General features: G+C 65.9%; 17 protein-coding genes. 4 read left to right on the top strand and 13 right to left on the bottom strand.

What is annotated here, in order from left to right:
- Positions 1–3: 3 nt before the first annotated feature.
- The gene (locus A9W99_RS07430; protein WP_067375350.1) at positions 4–1,209 is read right to left on the bottom strand and encodes an acyl-CoA dehydrogenase family protein; all 1,206 of its coding nucleotides are present in this window, start codon (positions 1,207–1,209) and stop codon (positions 4–6) included.
- Positions 1,206–1,988, bottom strand: coding sequence for an SDR family oxidoreductase (locus A9W99_RS07425; protein WP_067375349.1), 783 nt, complete (start codon positions 1,986–1,988; stop codon positions 1,206–1,208). Before A9W99_RS07425 ends, A9W99_RS07430 begins: the two co-directional genes overlap by 4 nt.
- 129 nt (positions 1,989–2,117) lie before the next feature.
- Here A9W99_RS07425 and A9W99_RS25900 point away from each other — a divergent pair, with 129 nt between their 5' ends.
- Entirely contained in the window at positions 2,118–2,447 is a 330-nt protein-coding gene (locus tag A9W99_RS25900) for a PE-PGRS family protein (RefSeq protein ID WP_082929882.1), read from the top strand.
- Here the strand turns inward: A9W99_RS25900 and A9W99_RS07415 are convergent.
- The 4 genes from A9W99_RS07415 to A9W99_RS07400 all read right to left on the bottom strand — a co-directional run bounded on the left by A9W99_RS07415 (position 2,444) and on the right by A9W99_RS07400 (position 9,533).
- Positions 2,444–5,677 carry a carboxyl transferase domain-containing protein gene (locus A9W99_RS07415; protein ID WP_067375345.1) on the bottom strand — a complete coding sequence of 1,078 codons (3,234 nt, stop codon included), beginning with the start codon at positions 5,675–5,677 and terminating at the stop codon, positions 2,444–2,446. The genes A9W99_RS25900 and A9W99_RS07415 overlap by 4 nt on opposite strands.
- Positions 5,678–5,693: 16 nt before the next feature.
- Positions 5,694–6,836: a PPE family protein gene (locus A9W99_RS07410; protein ID WP_067375343.1), complete on the bottom strand. Its 1,143-nt coding sequence runs from the start codon at positions 6,834–6,836 to the stop codon at positions 5,694–5,696.
- Between the two features lie 54 nt (positions 6,837–6,890).
- Positions 6,891–7,730 carry a PE domain-containing protein gene (locus A9W99_RS07405; RefSeq protein ID WP_067375341.1) on the bottom strand — a complete coding sequence of 280 codons (840 nt, stop codon included), beginning with the start codon at positions 7,728–7,730 and terminating at the stop codon, positions 6,891–6,893.
- 273 nt (positions 7,731–8,003) lie between these two features.
- Complete coding sequence (locus A9W99_RS07400; RefSeq protein WP_067375552.1) at positions 8,004–9,533, bottom strand: class I adenylate-forming enzyme family protein; 1,530 nt, start codon at positions 9,531–9,533, stop codon at positions 8,004–8,006.
- Positions 9,534–9,588: 55 nt separating this feature from the next.
- Here A9W99_RS07400 and A9W99_RS07395 point away from each other — a divergent pair, with 55 nt between their 5' ends.
- On the top strand, positions 9,589–10,422 hold the full coding sequence (locus A9W99_RS07395; RefSeq protein WP_172828829.1) for a thioesterase family protein: 834 nt from the start codon (positions 9,589–9,591) through the stop codon (positions 10,420–10,422).
- 4 nt (positions 10,423–10,426) lie between these two features.
- Here the strand turns inward: A9W99_RS07395 and A9W99_RS07390 are convergent, their stop codons facing one another.
- From A9W99_RS07390 to A9W99_RS07360, 7 genes are all read right to left on the bottom strand, one after another.
- Positions 10,427–10,810: a VOC family protein gene (locus A9W99_RS07390; RefSeq protein ID WP_067375339.1), complete on the bottom strand. Its 384-nt coding sequence runs from the start codon at positions 10,808–10,810 to the stop codon at positions 10,427–10,429.
- Positions 10,807–11,091, bottom strand: a complete 285-nt coding sequence (locus A9W99_RS07385) for a helix-turn-helix transcriptional regulator (RefSeq protein WP_067375548.1) — start codon at positions 11,089–11,091, stop codon at positions 10,807–10,809. Before A9W99_RS07385 ends, A9W99_RS07390 begins: the two co-directional genes overlap by 4 nt.
- 208 nt (positions 11,092–11,299) lie before the next feature.
- The gene (locus A9W99_RS07380; protein WP_156622992.1) at positions 11,300–11,752 is read right to left on the bottom strand and encodes a flavodoxin family protein; all 453 of its coding nucleotides are present in this window, start codon (positions 11,750–11,752) and stop codon (positions 11,300–11,302) included.
- Positions 11,752–12,204: a hypothetical protein gene (locus tag A9W99_RS07375; protein WP_067375337.1), complete on the bottom strand. Its 453-nt coding sequence runs from the start codon at positions 12,202–12,204 to the stop codon at positions 11,752–11,754. The genes A9W99_RS07380 and A9W99_RS07375 overlap by 1 nt, the downstream gene beginning before the upstream one ends.
- Entirely contained in the window at positions 12,201–12,935 is a 735-nt protein-coding gene (gene dapB / locus A9W99_RS07370) for a 4-hydroxy-tetrahydrodipicolinate reductase (protein WP_067375335.1), read from the bottom strand. Before dapB ends, A9W99_RS07375 begins: the two co-directional genes overlap by 4 nt.
- A 108-nt stretch (positions 12,936–13,043) precedes the next feature.
- Positions 13,044–14,132 (bottom strand): dihydrodipicolinate reductase, encoded by a 1,089-nt coding sequence (locus tag A9W99_RS07365; protein WP_067375333.1) that lies wholly within the window; start codon positions 14,130–14,132, stop codon positions 13,044–13,046.
- 6 nt (positions 14,133–14,138) lie between these two features.
- Complete coding sequence (locus A9W99_RS07360) at positions 14,139–15,164, bottom strand: Rieske 2Fe-2S domain-containing protein (RefSeq protein ID WP_067375328.1); 1,026 nt, start codon at positions 15,162–15,164, stop codon at positions 14,139–14,141.
- Positions 15,165–15,314: 150 nt separating this feature from the next.
- Here A9W99_RS07360 and A9W99_RS07355 point away from each other — a divergent pair, with 150 nt between their 5' ends.
- Both A9W99_RS07355 and A9W99_RS07350 read left to right on the top strand, forming a co-directional pair.
- Complete coding sequence (locus A9W99_RS07355; RefSeq protein ID WP_156623009.1) at positions 15,315–15,881, top strand: TetR/AcrR family transcriptional regulator; 567 nt, start codon at positions 15,315–15,317, stop codon at positions 15,879–15,881.
- Between the two features lie 4 nt (positions 15,882–15,885).
- On the top strand, positions 15,886–17,016 hold the full coding sequence (locus A9W99_RS07350) for an epoxide hydrolase family protein (RefSeq protein WP_067375326.1): 1,131 nt from the start codon (positions 15,886–15,888) through the stop codon (positions 17,014–17,016).
- Positions 17,017–17,062: the final 46 nt, after the last annotated feature.

The following is a 17,062-nucleotide window of genomic DNA, read 5'->3' as shown; positions in this document are numbered from 1 at the left end:
AACTCACCTCTGTAGGTCCTTGAAGGCGACGGTCTTGTCCACGCGATGTTCGCCGGGCAATCCCAGGATGCGTTCGGAGATGGTATTGCGCAGGATCTCCGAGGTGCCGCCCTCGATCGAGTTGCCGCGGGCACGAAGATAGCGATACCCGGGCCCGCGACCGATCAGGTCGACGACTTCCGGCCTGCGCATGGTCCAGTCGTCGTAGCGCAGCCCGGAGTCGGCGTGCAGTTCGATCTCGAAACCTGAGATCGCTTGCGCCAGACGGGCAAACGCGACCTTCATGCCGGCGCCCTCAGGGCCTGGCTGACCGGCGGCGGCACGCTGGCGCAGCTGCTCGCTGCTGAGCCGGAGCACCTCGGCTTCGACCCACAGCCGCATCAGCTGGTCGTGCATTGCCGGGTTGCGCAGCGCCGGCTCGTTGCGCCACGCCGCGGCGACCTTGCCGATGTGGGCACCTTCGCGCGGTATCCCGGAGCGAGCACCGATCGCGACGCGCTCGTTGTTCAGCGTGGTGGTCGCCACCCGCCAGCCGCCGCCCTCCGGACCGAGGCGATTCGCGTCGGGCACCCGGATGTCAGTGAGGAACACTTCGTTGAATTCCGCCTCGCCGGTGATTTGTCGCAGCGGACGGATGTCGATCCCGGGCTGCGTCATGTCGACCAAGAAGTACGTCAGACCAGCGTGTTTGGGCACGTTCGGGTCGGTGCGCGCAACCAGGATCGCCATCTGCGCGTGCTGCGCCATCGATGTCCAAACCTTCTGCCCGTTGACAATCCAGTCGTCACCGTCGCGCACGGCGCGAGTTGCGGCTGCGGCCAGATCGGATCCGGCACCCGGCTCGCTGAACAGCTGGCAATAGACGTGTTCACCAGTAAACAACGGGCGCAGGAACTTTCGCTTCTGCTCGTCGGTCCCGAATGCCGCGATCGTCGGCGCTGCCATGCCGAGCCCGATGAGGTTCCGGCCACCGCCGCCGGCCAGCACGTCGGCGGCGGCCAGCTCCGCCTCGACCCGCTCCTGATAGGTATGCGGCAGGCCCAGGCCGCCATTACCCGGCGGGAAATACACCCACGCCAGGCCGGCATCGAAACGCGCGCCCAGAAATTCCCGCGCATCGGTGGTCGACGGGTCGTGTTCCTTGAGGAGCGACCGCACGCGCTCGTTCAGGTCGGCGGCAACGTCGTCTGGGGCGTCCGAACCACTCATTGCGCGCCTCCCGACTGCATCTGGAAGCCCTGTGCGGGGCCCAGCAGCAGGCCCCCGTCGATGACCATCGTCTCCCCGGTGATCCAGCCGGCCGCATCCGAAACCAGGAACGCGACGGCTTGCGCCACATCAACCGGCTCACCGATTCGCCCGAGCGCTATAGACGCCGCCAGCGGATCCTCGTGGTCCTTCCACAGCGCTTCGGCGAGACGGGTGCGAACCACACCCGGGCAGATCGCATTGACCCTGATCCGCGGTGAGAGTTCCAGCGCCAGCTGCTTGGTGACATGGATCAGCGCGGCCTTGGTGGCGTTGTACATGCCCATCGCCGGGGATTGGTGCATGCCGCCGATCGAAGCGGTGTTGACCACAGCGCCGCCGTGCTCCCCCATCCAGGCTTTGACCACGAGCGAGGTCCACAGCAACGGCGCCCACAGGTTGACATCGAATATCTTGCTGAACCGCGCGTGGTCCTGCTCTATCAGCGGACCGAACGCCGGGTTGGTTCCCGCATTGTTGACCAGGATGTCGATGCTGCCGAAGTGCTCGAGTGCGAGATCGACACAACGCCGCGCCGCATCCTCGTCGACCGCATGGGCACCCACGCCCAGCGCACCCTGACCCACCTGCGCCGCTGCAGCGTCGGCCGCCTCCTGCTTGCGGGCAGTGAGCACGACGTTGGCCCCGGCTGCCGCCAGCTGTTGGGAGATCGCCAACCCGATTCCGCGCGAGGCCCCCGTGATGATTGCAGTGCGGCCGGTCAGATCCAGTGAGGTCATTTCGGTATGCCTTCGGTTGTGGGGCATGTTCTATTAGGGCGGTGCGGGGTCTGCATTCGGTCGCTGGCGAAATGTTTTGTACCGGCCTGCGCGTGGTATGCGCAAAGAATGTTAGCGAAATTAAACCTCATGAAACCACTGGTAGTGGCGGGGGCTGTCGCTGCAGCGATCGCGGCGGCGCCAGCGTCCTCCGCCGAAGTTTTTGCGGCGGGACCTGGGATGACGTCCCCTGGGCCGACGCATGTCGTCTTCAAGGACGACCCAGGCGGCGGCGGCTGCGACGCCAACGGCACCTGCGGTTCCGGCGGCCAGAACGGTGGTCCGGGCGGCGGTCCGGGTGGCCAGGGCTGCGTCCCAGGCGTCGGCTGCGGCTCCGGCGGCCAGAACGCCGGACCCGGCGGCGTCCCTGGCGGCAGCGGGTGTCTGCCCGGCGTCGGCTGCGGCGGCGGCCACGCCTAATCGGCATCTGACCGGCACACTCCCGGGAGCCTGGTGATCCAGGCCCGGGAGTCTGCCGGGTCGATGACATCGTCGAGTTCGAAGGTGGTGGCCGACCGTAGGGCTTTGCCGTGCTGGTAGGCCGCGGCCACTAGCCGTTCGAACAACTGCTCGCGCTCTACGGGGTCCGTCTCGGCGGCCAATTCCTTGCTGAACCCGAGCCGCACAGCGCCTTCCAGGCCCATACCGCCTATCTCACCGGTCGGCCATGCGACGGTGAACTGCGGTGCGCGAAAGGATCCACCCGCCATGGCCATGGCACCAAGCCCATAGCCCTTGCGCAGGATGATCATTCCCAGCGGCACGGTCAGTCGCGCACCTGTCACGAACATGCGGCCGAACCGGCGCACAGCGGCGTCCTTTTCGGCGTCCGGCCCCACCATGAAGCCCGGGGTGTCGCACAGCGAGATCACCGGCAATCGGAACGACTCACACAGCGTCAGGAAGTCGCCGGTCTTGTCCGCCGCTTCGGCATCGATCGCCCCGCCGAGATGATGACTGCTGTTGGCTATCAAGCCATACGGCACTCCTTCGACGCGCACCAGCGCGGTGACGATGCCGACTCCGTAATCCGCCCGCAGCTCCAGCACAGAGCCGACGTCGACGATGGACTCGATCGCGCGGCGCACGTCGTAGGCGCGTAATCGGTTCTCCGGCACCACATGTCGGGCCAGCCGCGGATCCGGTGCCGTCCAATCGTTCACGCTGCCCTGGAAGTAGGACAGATACTGCTTGGCCAGCGAAACCGCGTGCCCCTCATCGCGGGCGACCAGGCTTACGACGCCGTTGTGCCGCTGCACCTCGATCGGCCCGATCGCCTCCGGCGGATAGACCCCTAACCCTCCACCCTCGATCATCGCCGGCCCGCCCATCCCGATGTTGGCGTCCGGGGTCGCGATGATCACGTCGCAAACCCCGGCCAGCGCCGCATTACCGGCGAAACAGCGTCCGGACACGACCGAGACCAGCGGCACCTGACCATTCAGGCCGGCGAGCATCCGGAAAGTCGGCACGTCCAGTCCGGCCATGCCGCCGGCATCCGTATCACCGGGCCGGCCACCGCCACCTTCGGCGAACAGCACCACCGGCAGCCGTTTCCGGGCAGCCAGGTCGAAAACGCGGTCGGTCTTGGCGTGATTGCGCATGCCCTGAGTCCCGGCCAGCACGGTGTAGTCGTACGACACCACGACCGCCTCGGCCGCCGAGCGCCCGAAGCGGTCTGCGCCGATGGTGGCCAGGCCGGCGATCAGACCGTCGGCCGGGGTGTTGGCGATCAAATCCTCCTCGGACCGGCGACTGCGCTGCGCGGCGATGGCCAGGGCGCCATACTCCACGAAGCTGCCGGCATCGACCAGGTCGGCGATATTCTCGCGTGCGGTGCGGCGATTTTGCTTGTGCCGCTTGGCAACCGCCGCCGGCCGGTCCTCGTCCAGGGTGAGCAGGTGGCGTTGCCGGACCTCGTCGAGATCGCTGCGCGGACGGTCCAGATCGAGTGCGGTGGCTTGTGATTCACCGTCTGCGGCCTCGGTTGTGCGGATGAACACCACCAACGGGTCGCCGGTTCCGACCACCTGTCCGGGTGTCACCAGATTGCGAACGGTACGCAACGGGTCCGGCGCCGCGAGCACGTGCTGCATCTTCATCGCTTCGAGTACAACCAATTGTGCGCCGGCACCGAATTCCTCGCCTTCGGCCGGAATTTCGACGACGGTCCCGGCCAGCTGCGCGCGCAGCACCTCCTCACCCGGATAGAGTTCGACCGCGGTCGCCCGCACCTCGTGCTGACGAGACAGCGCCGCGGTCGCCAGCTGCGGAAGCTTCTCGTCGAGAAAGCTCGTCGTCACTTCGCCAGCCTGAATCAGACTGTCAGACAGCAGCTCTCGCAGGAATGCGATGTTCGTGGCGATGCCTTCGATTTTGAACTCGGCCAGCGCGGTGCGCGCCTTGCGCAGCGCAGCCGGGAAGTCCGAACCCCGTGTGTGGGTGATCACCTTGGCCAGCAACGAATCATAGCGCGGGCTGGGGATCAGGCCGGGACGGCCGAAGGTGTCGACGCGTACCCCGGGGCCACTCGGCGGGGTGAATACCGTCAGCGTGCCGGACACCGGGACGACGGACCCGTCGGGACCGAAGGTTTCCATGTTGACCCGCGTCTGAATTGCGACGCCCCGCCGCGATGCCGGCTCGCCAATGACCTCGCTTCCGTCCGAAGCGATTCCGGCGGGCAGCCGCAGCTGGTAATAAGACGCACCACCAGCGATAGCCAGTTGCACGGCCACCAGGTCGATGCCGGTGACTTCCTCGGTTACGGTGTGCTCCACCTGAATTCGCGGGTTCACCTCGAGAAATACGAACTTGTCACCGGCGACCAAGAATTCAACCGTAGCCAGCCCGTGCAGCTCCACATTCGCGCACAGCCGGGCCGCGGCCTGGTGCAGGTAGCGGCGCAGGGTATCCGAAAGCCCTTGCGCAGGAGCAACTTCCACGAGCTTCTGATAACGGCGTTGGATGCTGCAGTCACGGTCGCCGAGAGCGAGCGCATGCGTTTGAGAACCGGCCGGCGCGGCCACGATCTGCACTTCGATGTGACGGGCCGCGCCAAGATGCGCCTCGGCGAACACCGCCGGATCACCGAAGCCGAGTTGTGCCTCCGCGGCGCACTGCCGGTATGCGTTGACGATCTGATCGACGCTGTCCACCTTGCGCATGCCGCGGCCGCCGCCGCCGGCGAGGGCCTTGATCATGATGCCGCCGCCCTGGTCGGCTTGGGCGAGGTAGAACGCGCGGACATCCTCGACGCTGCTGGGCCCTTCAGTCGCGGCCAGTACGGGCAGCCCGGCGGCAATCGCGGCGGCACGGGCCGCGGACTTGTTGCCGACGGTTTCCAGCACATCGGCACCCGGTCCCACGAAGCCCACGCCGGCGGCCGCGCAGGCCCGGGCGAATCCAGCGTTTTCGCTGAGGAACCCGTAACCCGGATGGATCAGCTCGGCAGCGGACTCCTTGGCCGCCGCCAAAATCGCGGCCTGGTCGAGATAGCCCGGTACCCCGATCGCTTCGTCAGCCGCATGCACGTGTGGGCTATCGGCGTCGTCCTCGGCATACACCGCGACCGTCTGAACGCCGAGTTCGGTTGCGGTACGGATGATTCGGAGCGCGATCTCCCCACGGTTGGCGATCAGCAGCGTCATAGGCACACCTCGGAGATCAGACGACAACCAGCTTGGGCATGACGACGGGCTTGACCCCGTACCGCGGCCCAGCGTAAGCACCGGCGCCCTTGGAGGCTATCGCCATTCCCGGCGCGCCGGGCATTCCGGCGATCGCTTCTGCCTCCTCGGGCACGGCCCAACCGCTGCCCTCCAACGCGCTGGCACCGGCCGTCGTCGACGAGGTAGCCGGGACGGCGGCGGACCATGCCGCCGGCACCGAAAGGCCACCGACCGACGGCGCGGTGCCCACAGCTGCCATCAGCGGGGCGCCGCCGAGCCCTGCCGGCACCACGGTATTTGCCAACGAAGCGGCACCCGGAATGGCCCCGGCGGCAGCCGCGGCTGCCGGCATCGTATTCAGGGTGTGGTTCAGGAATATCGCGGAGACGATGCCAGCGGTGGTGAACCAGGCGCCCGTGTTGACTGCGCCGTTGATGGTGTCCGACACGAGCCCGCTGGGATCCGGCGCGGCGGCAGCCGCGGTGACCGGCGAGGCGAGGCTTCTGACACTGTCGGGCACGTTGCCGACCAGGTTGTTCAGACCCACTTGCTGGACGGAACTGGATGCCGCGGCCTGGCTGACCGCGGCGGCTTGGCCGCCGATGCCGGCTGGGTTGGTCGGTTGCGCCGGCGTGGTCAACGGGATCAGCTTTCCAGCGACCGCCGATGCCGCCGCATAGCCGTACATGGCCAGCGCGTCTTGCGCCCACATCTCGCCGTACAGGGCTTCGGTGGCCGCGATCGCCGGCGTGTTCTGCCCCAGCACATTGGTGGCCACCAACTGTGCCAGCAGCACCCTGTTCGCAGTCACCTCGGCGGGCGGCACCGTCATTGCGAACGCCGTTTCGAATGCGGCCGCCGACGCCGTAGCCTGCGAGCCCGCCAGCGCAGTGGCTTCCGCGGTGTAGTTGAACCAGGCCACGAACGGCTGTGCCGCGGCGACCATCGACAACGACGCGGGACCCATCCATAGTTCGGCGGTCAGCTGAGTGATAACCGACTCGAACGAGCTGGCCGTCGTGCTGAGCTCGAGGGCCAGGTTGTTCCAGGCCGCCGCGGCAGCCATCATCGGTGCGGCACCAGCGCCGGCATACATGCGTGCGGAGTTGATCTCAGGGGGTAATGCTCCGAAATCCATTGCTGTCTCTTTTCTTTGAGTTGAAGTCGGTCGATTGAGCGCGTCGGGGCGGGCTCAGCCGGCCGCCGGTTTCGGCATGACGATGGGCTTGACGCCGTAGCGCGGCGCACCGAAGCCGGCACTGTTGCGGCCGACCGCGGCGTACCCCGGCATCCCCGGAAGCAGCGTCGCCGAGGCGGCTGGCGGCGCAGCGGCCGTCCAGCCCGCGCCCGGTGACACGCCCGGGCTCGGCGTCGCGGTACTGGAAACCAATGTGGTCGATCCCGCCCAGCTCGCCGGTGCCGACAACGCCCCGACGGACGACGCCACCCCCATGCCGGCAAACGCGGGACCCATGCCGGCGGCCGGCACCTCGCCGAGACCGGCCGTCGCCGCCGACTCCGCGCTCGCGCCGTCGAAACCCAGCAACGCCGCTCCGGCGGTACCGGTGCCCTGCTCGGCCGGCACCAGCAGGCCACCGTTTGCCAAACCGAGGAAGTTCGACGCGGCCGAGGCCCAGTTGCCGCCGCCGATGTCCACGATGTCGGCGATATCGAGTCCCGGCGGATCTGCTGCGGCGGCTGGGGCCGCCGCGGCACCTACCGATGACAACGGCGAAGCCGCCGCCGAGGTGTTCGCCGCCTCGGTGGCCTCGTATGTCCCGGCGCTGGTCTGCAGCGTGTTGACGAAGCTGTCGTACATCGCTGTGGCGTCGCCGCTGACCTGTTGGTAGAGCGTCCCGTACGCGGCGAATAGCGAAGCCTGCAAGATGGACACCTCGTCCGCAGCGGCGGGAATGACGCCGGTGGTCGGGGCTGCCGCGGCCGCATTCTGGGCGGCGAAGGCCGAGCCGATCACACCGAGCTTGCCGGCCGCAGCGGCCAGCTCCTCAGGCTGTGCAGTCAGAAACGACATCTAGTGCTCCTCTCGGTATGACGTTTGGTTTTGACGAAGACAGGTCATCCGTACCCCCAATCGAAGGCGCCCATGTGAGAATTCGTTCATAAATTCGTAATGCAGATGCTGGCAGTGTTAACGCTGTCGTATCGAGCGCGACATTTTGATGTGCATGTAGGCCGCCGACACACGCAAGCCCGCCATTTCCATCCACGCGGGACTGGTATCGCTGGTGCCGGGTCGTATCGAACCTGCGGCCAGGGCGACGAAACCCGGGCAGGCTCGGCGCGGTCAGCGCAGGGGCTTACCCCACTGCACCTGCTCGCGCAGCTTGCCCTTGAGCAACTTGCCGCCGGCGTTGCGTGGCAACGCGCCGTCCACCACCGTGACGTACTGCGGCACCTTGAAATCGGCGAGCTGCCCGCGGCAGTGCTCAATCACCGCCGGCACGTCGATCGGATCGGTGCCGCCGAACAGCACCGCGCCCACCTTCTCGCCCATCACCTCGTCGGGAACCGCGAGCACGCAGGCGTCCGCGACATTGGGAGCGGCCAGCAGCACCGCTTCGACTTCGACGCTGGAGACGTTCTCCCCGCCACGGTTGATGATGTCCTTGAGTCGGTCGACGATGTGTACCCGGCCCGCGTCGTCCACACGGACGACGTCTCCGGTGTGCAGCCAACCGTCGACGATCGTGGCCGACGTGGCCTCCGGCCGGTTCCAGTAGCCGGTGGTGACATTGGCTCCGCGCGTCACCAATTCGCCGACCAATTCACCGGATCCGTCGTCGAGCGGGATCACGCCAAGATCCACCGACGGCACGGCGTATCCGACGGAGTCCGCATGCTCGACGGCGTCCTCGTCGGGCAGCGCAGTCATCAGCGAGGCGGTCTCGGTCATGCCGTACCCGTTGAAAACCGTGGCATACGGAAACCCGTCCTTGACCGAACGGACCAGCGACGGTGCGATGGGCGCGCCGCCGTAGCCGACCCAGCGGACCCCGGAGACATCGGCCGCGGCGAAGTCCTTGTGGCGCAACAGCAACGAGTAGATCGCCGGGACGGTCACCATCAGCGAGATGCGCTCAGCGCTCAGCGTGCTGATCAGCTCGTCGAGGTTGAGTGTGGGCATGATCACCGCCGCGCCGCCAAGCCGGGCTGCTGCCAACAGCTGTGAGTTGCAACCGGTTACGTGAAACAGCGGCACCGAGATGAGGGTGCGCAGCGCCTCCCCGATATCCCTGGGCTGTCGCAGGCACCGCACCGCGTTCTCGGTGTTGGTGACGAACGCCTCGTGGGTCGTCGGCACACCCTTGGGGTGCCCGGTGGTGCCCGACGTGTAGAACAGCGCCGCTATGTCGGTGCGGGTGAGATTTTCGGTCATGTACGGTTGGCCGTCAGGCAGCGGTGAGTCTGCGGCCAGGTCCACCTGAGCACCGGCGTCGGACAGAACGAAGTCGACCTCCGGTTGAGCGGAACGCGTATTGACGGCCACCGCAATGCCTCCGGCCATCACCGTGCCCCAGAACGCCAGCACCCAATCCAGCCCCGCCGGGTAGCGCACCGCAACCCGGTCGCCCGGCTTCAGGTCGTTCGCGCGCAAGCCACCGGCGACCCGCGACGCGCGGTCCCAAAGCTGTCGGTACGTCAGCCGGCCCGCCCCGAGCTCGACCACGGCTTCGTCGTCCGGGCGGTGGTCAACTTGCTCGGCGAGCATGTCCAGCAGCGTCGCCGGGACGACATCGTAGCGCGGTATCCCGTCGGCGTCGCGGGACACACCCGTTACCGGGAACGGGTTGCCGCTCCGCGAGATCTCGGTCAGAGAGGCAATCGAAGGCATGGCCACACCTCGCTACTGGTGCCCTATCGTCGTAGCGGTGACGATCGAAGATTCCGCCATCATGCCCGAGGCGTTCTTCGCTGTCGACGGCGACTCTTATCTGCCGAGCGATATGACGCGGGGCCCGTGGGGCGTCGGCATGGGTGGCCAGATCGTCGGCGGTCTATTGGGCTGGGGAATCGAGCAATCCGGCATCGACCCCGACTTGCAACCGGCTCGGCTGACCGTCGACCTGTTGCGGCCGGCCTTGATGGAGCCGGTACAGATTCAGACTTACGTGCAGCGAGAAGGCCGGCGCATCAAGCTCGTCGACGGTGTTCTGGTCCAAAGCGGAAAGACCGTCGCGCGTGCCAGTGCGCTCTTTCTGCGACGAGGCGAGCATCCCGATGGTCAGGTTTGGTCCGCCTCGGTCGAGATGCCGCCGCTGCCAACCAACTCCGAGGGTTTCCCCGCCGACATGCCATTCCTCATCTGGGGGTATGGGAACACCACGGACGGCAGTCCCGGTATCGCCGCCGGTGAATGGGAACAATCCCACTCCCAGAAGTTCGCGTGGACGCGGGTGTTTCGCCCGATGGTGCAAGGGTTTCCGTTGACGCCGTTCACTCGCCTGGCATTCGTCGGTGACGTCACCAGTTCGCTAACACATTGGGGCACAGGGGGTTTACGCTACATCAACGCCGACTACACAGTCACCGCGAGCCGGCTGCCGGACGATGAATACATCGGCCTGGCTGCCCAAAGTCACTACGGCACGGCCGGGATAGCCGCAGGAAGCGCGATTTTGTTCGACCGGCACGGCCCCATCGGCACCAGCTCAGCGCTGGCCCTGGCGCAGCCAGCCGAAGCGTTCCAGCCGTCCTACACCTAGTCCGCTACTCGCTGACGATCTGGATCAGGTTGCCACAGGTGTCGTCGAACACGGCGGTAGTCACCTCGCCCATCTTGGCCGGCTCTTGAGTGAATACGACGCCGCGCCCCTTGAGCCTGTCGGATTCCGCGTGTACATCGGCGACTTGGAAGGATGCGACGGGAATTCCGTCGGCCGCCAACGCTTCTCGATACGGTGGGACCGCAGGATGGGCATCAGGTTCCAACAGCAACTCGGCGCCATCAGGTTCCTCTCGGGAGGTCACCGTCAACCATCGATACTCTCCCAGTGGCACCTCGGTCTTCTTCACGAAGCCGAGAACATCGGTGTAGAACTTGAGCGCCTTATCCTGGTCGTCAACGAAAACGCTGGTCAGCTTAATTCTCATGGCGCTCCTTCTCGGTCGATGTGCCACCGTCGCACGATGGCTCTCAGCGGTGATGTGTCCAGGTCGTGGAACCGGTAGCGGCCCTCGCGGCGCACCCTGACCAGGCCCGCCGCTTCGAGCACGTCGAGGTGCTGTGAAACCGCTTGCCGCGACGAATTGAGTCCGTGCTTGGCGCTCAGCCTGCCGCACAGCTCGAACAATGTCTGGCCGTCGTGCTGTTGCAATTCGTCGAGAATCGCGCGTCGGGTCGGGTCGGCGAGCGCTTTGAACACATCGCCCACCACCCGACTATAGGCAAGTGGTTACTTGCCTATCAAGCCCATGGCTGTTGGCCTGCTGTCTCTTGCGACCTGTGCTCCGCCTCTTGTGCCAACGCAGCCACTAGTCGTGCATACGTTTTGGAGAGCTCGGACTCAATTGCGTAAGCCGGGGATACGCATCGTGCACGTCGCCGTCCACACGATGACGGATCCGCTCGGTAGTTACCAGTCACTCCATCAACTGCGCGGCGACCGTCGCACCCAGGTTCCAGCACGCCTCGACATCGGCCCTACTCGGCTTGCCCATCACCACGACCGTCTCTGCGGCCTTCACCCAGCCGAGCCCCGCGGTGATCCCGTCGAGGCCGCGCTCGGCTCCCTCGATGCCCTCGTTGCCGTGCAGATAGGCGCCGAACGGCCGGCCGCGGGTGGAGTCGAGGAGCTGGTAGTAGGCGCAGTCGAAGGCGTGCTTCATGGCCCCGCTGAGATAACCCAGGTTGGCCGGGCTGCCCAACACGTAGCCGTCGGCGTCGAGCATCTCGACGGGCGAAACAGTGAGGGCGGGTCGCCGAATGACCTCCACCCCCTCGATCTCGGGATCGGTCGCACCCGCCAGCACGGCCTCGAACATCTCCTGCATGTGCGGCGATGGCGTGTGGTGCACGATCAGCAGCTTGCTCACTAGCTTGCCTCTAGCTGGACAGCTCTCTTCATCGCCTCGCGGGCCCGGCGACGATCTCCCGCGTAGTCGTATGCCCGGGCCAGCCGGTACCAGCGCCGCCAGTCATCGGGATCGCCTTCCACCTCGCTGCGCACAGAGGCGAAAAGCGCGTCGGCGGCGTCTCTTTGGATGCGGCCGGACGGCCGGCGCGGCAGTGCGCTGGCATCGAGTTCCAGTCCGTCCTCGGCGATGAGCCGGGCCAGCTTCTGGTGGACGAAGCCCGCCCGCAGCGTGGCAATCATCGCCCACAACCCGATGACGGGCATCACCAGCAACGCCATTCCCAACCCGACGGCAGCCACCCGCCCCGAGCCGATCAGCGCGATCGCAATGCGACCGAGCAGCACGAAGTACACCAGCATCGCCACACACAGGAAAGCGATGAGCAACTGGATGCGAACAGTGGTGTTCATTGCAGGCTGAGCAGAGGCTCAAGGCCGACCGTGAGACCAGGCCGTTCCTTGATGCGACGCACGGCCAGCAGCACGCCGGGCACGAACGACGTGCGGTCCAGGCTGTCGTGACGGATGGTCAGCGTCTCCCCTGCGGTACCGAACAGCACCTCCTGGTGCGCCACCAGTCCAGCCAGGCGCACCGAGTGCACGGGGATGCCGTCGACGTCGGCGCCACGGGCGCCGGGCAGGCTCGTGATGGTGGCATCGGGGTTGGGCGGCAACCCTTTTCGGGCTTCGGCGATCAGATTCGCGGTGCGCGCGGCAGTGCCCGACGGAGCGTCGGCTTTCTGCGCGTGGTGCAGCTCGATGACCTCGGCCGAATCGAAGAATGGCGCGGCCTGTTTGGCGAAATGCATGGACAGCACCGCCCCGATGGCAAAGTTGGGCGCGATCAACACCGACGTGTCCTTGCCGGCCAGCCACGCTTCCACCTGTTCGAGGCGTTCGGCGGTGAACCCGGTGGTGCCGACGACAGCGTGAATCCCGTTGTCTATCAAGAACTCCAGATTGGGCATCACGACGTCTGGGTGGGTGAAGTCGATGACGACCTCGGTGTTGGTCTCGGTCAGCAGGGTCAGCGGATCCCCGAGGTCCACCTCCGCGGACAGCGTCAGATCGTCCGCGGCCTGCACGGCCGAAACCATCGTCGCGCCGACTTTCCCTTTGGCTCCTAACACGCCTACCCGCATCGGCTCAGCCTACTGCGCCGCTTCGTGCGCGAGCGCGCGCATTTGTACGCCGACACGCCGCCCGTGACGGCATTTTGCGGACGCTCGTGGAGCTTGGTTGACGCACACTTACTTCTTGAAGCGCCCGGCGAACCCTCGCAACGGCAAATCAGCGCTGGTGATAAGGCCGGGGCGCGCGGCGACGACAGACTTGATCGCGTGCAGCGCGGGCATCCCGGTGACCGTCATGCCGATCGACGCGAAGTTGGCCGGATTCGACAGGTCGATGCCGGGCTTGGGAAAAATCATGTGCTTGTTGTAGACGCACGGGTCGCCCTTGATCTGAGTGATGTAGCAGCCCTTGATGTTCCAGTTGGGATCGGTGTGCGGCGTCATCTGCCATTCCAGGTGCGTCTCCACTCGCGGAACCCCGTCCACCATGCCCTGGTACTTGATGTAGTTGCCGCCCAGTGACCCCTTGGGCAGTGTGTACCAGCCCAGGTCCACGTCCTTGGTGCACGCACCCAGCTCGTAGCTGAACTTGACCTCGTCGAGTGTCAGATCGAAGCAGTCGGCCATCATCAGCACGCTGTCGGCGAACACCCGGGTGTACTTCTCCAGCTTCGACGGGATCTCCGGATCGTCGACGGGCTGGCCGTAGCCGACCTCGATCCAGGTTTCTTTGGAGTGGTGGCACGACACGTCGACGGACTCGATGGTGGTGATGTTTTCGATCTCCGCGACGTCGGCAGAGCACACCACGCCCAGGATCTGGTTCAGGCCAGGATTCATCCCAGTGCCGTAGAAGGTGGCACCGCCCTTTTCGCAGGCCTCTGCCAGCAGCTGGGTGACTGGCTTGCCCGACGGGTGCGGGTGGTTCTTGTCGCGGTGCCACCCGGTGATCCAGTCCGCGGTGGTGACGATATTGATCCCGGCCTCAAGGACATTGACGTAGAGATCCTCGTCGGGAAACACGCCGTGAAAGGTCAGGACATCGGGTCGAGCCGCGAGGATTTCCTCGACGGTGCCGGTAGCCTTCACCCCGTTGGGAGCCAGGCCGACCAGCTCACCGACATCGCGTCCGATCTTCTCCGGCGAATAACAGTGCACGCCAACAAGTTCGAGGTCGGGTTCGGCTGCGATCCTTTTGATCATCTCCGAACCGACGTTGCCCGTCGCCACCTGGAAGACACGAACGGGTCGAGCGGGTGCAGTCATTGAGATTCAGCCTTTCTGGGACGCTGCATAGACTTCGGCGGCGCTGCCACCGATGCCGTCGGGATAGAACTGCTTGGCCCACTGGCGAATTGCGGTGAAGCCCTGGTATTCGTCGGGGGCCAGCGCCGGCGGGTCGGAGTAGCGCTGGTGCTGCCAGATGTGGACGTCCTGCTCGAACTGCCGGATCACTTCCCGCCCGAACTCCTGCGCCCTGAGCTCCGCGCGGGCCGGATCCTTGGCGGGCGTGCGGCCGATGTAGACCATGAACCGGACATCGGAGGTGGACTCGTCGACCGGGGTGATGGCGGAGATGGTGCGGTTGTCGACCATTCCCCAGCTCTTGGTCACCGCGATGCCCAGACCGCCGTTGATGGCCTCCACGCCGCTGTTGACGTCCTCGATTCTCTGGCCGTCGTCCCCTTCGAAGGTGATGGTGAAGTCGACGAAGGACACCGGTTCATCGAAGTCGTGGCGGGTGAACACCGGCACGATTGGCGTGTTGTGCACGTACTTGAAGTGCGCGAAATCCACACCGTTCTCCAAAACGTACTGCGGATGCATCTCCAGGCCGGCTCGGTACAACCGCTGCTGCGGGTAATAATCCGCCGCACTGCTCTCGTCGCCGAAGCTTGCGAACACGTCGGGGGCGTCGAAGTACGGCTCACGCCCCTGAACGTCGTGCCAGATGTAGACGGACTCGTTGCGCTCCACCACGGGATAGGTGCGAATGCGCCGGCCGCGGTTTGGGCGGTCCTGGTACGGGATGCAGACGTTGCGGCCCTGCTGGCTCCACTGCCACCCGTGGAACGGGCACTGCAACACCTCGCCCACGACCTTGCCGCCGTAACCCAGATGAGCACCCAGATGCTCGCAGTAAGCATTCATCACCGTGAGCTGGCCGGATTCCGCCCGCCAAGCAACCATCTCCTGGTCGAAATACTTCATCTTGTGCACGTCGCCCACGGCGATCTCGTCCGACCAGGCGACCTGGAACCACCCGGTCGGTTTCATCGACAACGGCGGCTTAGCCATCGAATCCTCCTTGCCAGCCCGAACAATCACAGTACCTTCTATGAAAAAGCATGTCGAGACCATAGGATGAACGGCATGACTGGGCGGGTTGCCGGGGCCGGCGTCGAAGGCCGGCGTCCCAACCGGCGCGGCAACGCCACTCGCGAGAGCATGCTCGAGGCCGCGCTGCGATCGCTCGCCTCGGGCGAGCCGGGCTCGGTGTCGGCCAACCGCATCGCCAAGGACATCGGCGCTACCTGGGGCGCGGTGCAATACCAATTCGGCGACACCGACGGTTTCTGGGCTGCGGTGCTGCACCGCACCGCAGAGCGACGCGCCGCGACATTCTCGACGCTGTCGACGCCCGTCCGACCGAACGCACGTCTGCAGGAGCGGGTCGGCGCGATCATCGAAACCCTTTATCGCGGCCTGGCATCCGCGGATTCACGGGCGATCGAAAACCTGCGCGCCGCACTCCCCCGCGATCCCGCCGAGCTGGAACGCCTCTACCCGCGCACCGCCGCGGAGTTGTTCTCCTGGGGCAAGAGCTGGCTGGAGACCTGCCAGAACGCCTTTGCCGGGCTGGATGTCGACGCCGACCGGGTGCGCGAGGTGGCGGCCCTCATCCCGGGGGCGATGCGCGGCCTGGTGTCGGAGCGCCAACTGGGCTCGTATGCCGATCTCGACATGGCGCGGCGCGGACTGATCAATGCTCTGGTCGCCTATCTGGAAGGTTGAGGTCATGGAACCGTTGGTTCTCGACGTGCCCGAAGTGCAGATCAGCAATCTTCGGCAACGGCTCAGCAACGCCCGCTGGCCAGCCGAGATTGCCGGTGCGGGTTGGGATTACGGCACCGACCAGTCGTTCCTTCGCGGTGTGGTCGACCACTGGGTGAACCGCTACGACTGGCGCTGCGTCGAGGCCGAGGTCAACGCGATCGGTTCGTTCGTCACCGAAGCGGCCGGACAGCGCGTGCACTTCCTGTATGCACGGTCAGACGACCGAGACGCCCTGCCTCTTGTTATCACACACGGCTGGCCAGGCTCGATCGTCGAATTCCTCGACGCCCTGCCGATGTTGCGGCAGCGATTCCATGTCGTGCTGATCTCGATGCCCGGCTACGGTTTCTCCGGCCCGACGAGCGAACGGGGCGTCGACGTCGCCCGCGTCGCCGCGGCGGTGGCTGACGTGATTGCGGAGCTCGGCTATGAGCGCTACATCGCGCAGGGCGGCGATTGGGGCGCGCTCGTCGCGCGCCACCTCGGCGAGCATTACGCCCCCAACGTGGCCGCCATCCACAGCAACATGTTGCTGGCGCCGCCCGACCAGAGCGACACTGAACTGCTGGCGGACGTCTCACAGTCCGAACTCGCTGCCCTCACGTCCAGCGCCGAACGCGTCAAAGATGGCCTTGCGTACATGGAATTACAGTCCACGCGCCCACATTCGCTGGGTTTCGGCTTGGACGACTCGCCGCTGGGCCTGGCCGGCTGGATACTCGAGAAATTTCATGCCTGGTGCGACATCAGAGAAGGCATGCCCATTTCCATTGATCGGCTGATCGACAACCTGATGTTCTATTGGCTCACCGGCACCGCGACCTCTGCGGCGCGTCTCTACTGCGAATCCAAGCGCGCCGGCACCAGCGGGACCAGCGAGTGGACCGGTCATGTCGACGTCCCCACCGGATACGCCGTGTATCCCTATGAGCTGGCGCAGACCCCCCGCGCGTGGGCGGCGGCGCGATACAACCTGGTGCACTATGCAATTCAGGACCGCGGTGGGCACTTCGCGGCCTTCGAGCAGCCGGCCGCCTTCGCCGCGGATCTGGGAAACTTCGCCGACGTGCTGACAGAACAGCGCGTCTTCTAGCTCCCCGCCGAACGTGGGTGTTATGTACGAAAAGTGATCAAAACGC

It is taken from the genome of Mycobacterium sp. 1164966.3, assembly GCF_001665395.1.
Classification (GTDB): domain Bacteria; phylum Actinomycetota; class Actinomycetes; order Mycobacteriales; family Mycobacteriaceae; genus Mycobacterium.
This window is presented reverse-complemented; position numbering and strand designations above follow the sequence as displayed.

Bases quoted from the DNA above. Each gene is read 5' to 3' on its own strand.
- A9W99_RS07425 (WP_067375349.1), bottom strand. From the start codon at position 1,988: ATGACCTCACTGGATCTGACCGGCCGCACTGCAATCATCACGGGGGCC.
- A9W99_RS07375 (WP_067375337.1), bottom strand. From the start codon at position 12,204: ATGAACACCACTGTTCGCATCCAGTTGCTCATCGCTTTCCTGTGTGTG.
- A9W99_RS07415 (WP_067375345.1), bottom strand. From the start codon at position 5,677: ATGACGCTGCTGATCGCCAACCGTGGGGAGATCGCGCTCCGAATCATC.
- A9W99_RS25900 (WP_082929882.1), top strand. From the start codon at position 2,118: ATGAAACCACTGGTAGTGGCGGGGGCTGTCGCTGCAGCGATCGCGGCG.
- A9W99_RS07350 (WP_067375326.1), top strand. From the start codon at position 15,886: ATGGAACCGTTGGTTCTCGACGTGCCCGAAGTGCAGATCAGCAATCTT.
- A9W99_RS07410 (WP_067375343.1), bottom strand. From the start codon at position 6,836: ATGGATTTCGGAGCATTACCCCCTGAGATCAACTCCGCACGCATGTAT.
- A9W99_RS07365 (WP_067375333.1), bottom strand. From the start codon at position 14,132: ATGACTGCACCCGCTCGACCCGTTCGTGTCTTCCAGGTGGCGACGGGC.
- A9W99_RS07355 (WP_156623009.1), top strand. From the start codon at position 15,315: ATGCTCGAGGCCGCGCTGCGATCGCTCGCCTCGGGCGAGCCGGGCTCG.
- A9W99_RS07360 (WP_067375328.1), bottom strand. From the start codon at position 15,164: ATGGCTAAGCCGCCGTTGTCGATGAAACCGACCGGGTGGTTCCAGGTC.
- A9W99_RS07405 (WP_067375341.1), bottom strand. From the start codon at position 7,730: ATGTCGTTTCTGACTGCACAGCCTGAGGAGCTGGCCGCTGCGGCCGGC.
- A9W99_RS07430 (WP_067375350.1), bottom strand. From the start codon at position 1,209: ATGAGTGGTTCGGACGCCCCAGACGACGTTGCCGCCGACCTGAACGAG.
- dapB (WP_067375335.1), bottom strand. From the start codon at position 12,935: ATGCGGGTAGGCGTGTTAGGAGCCAAAGGGAAAGTCGGCGCGACGATG.
- A9W99_RS07390 (WP_067375339.1), bottom strand. From the start codon at position 10,810: ATGAGAATTAAGCTGACCAGCGTTTTCGTTGACGACCAGGATAAGGCG.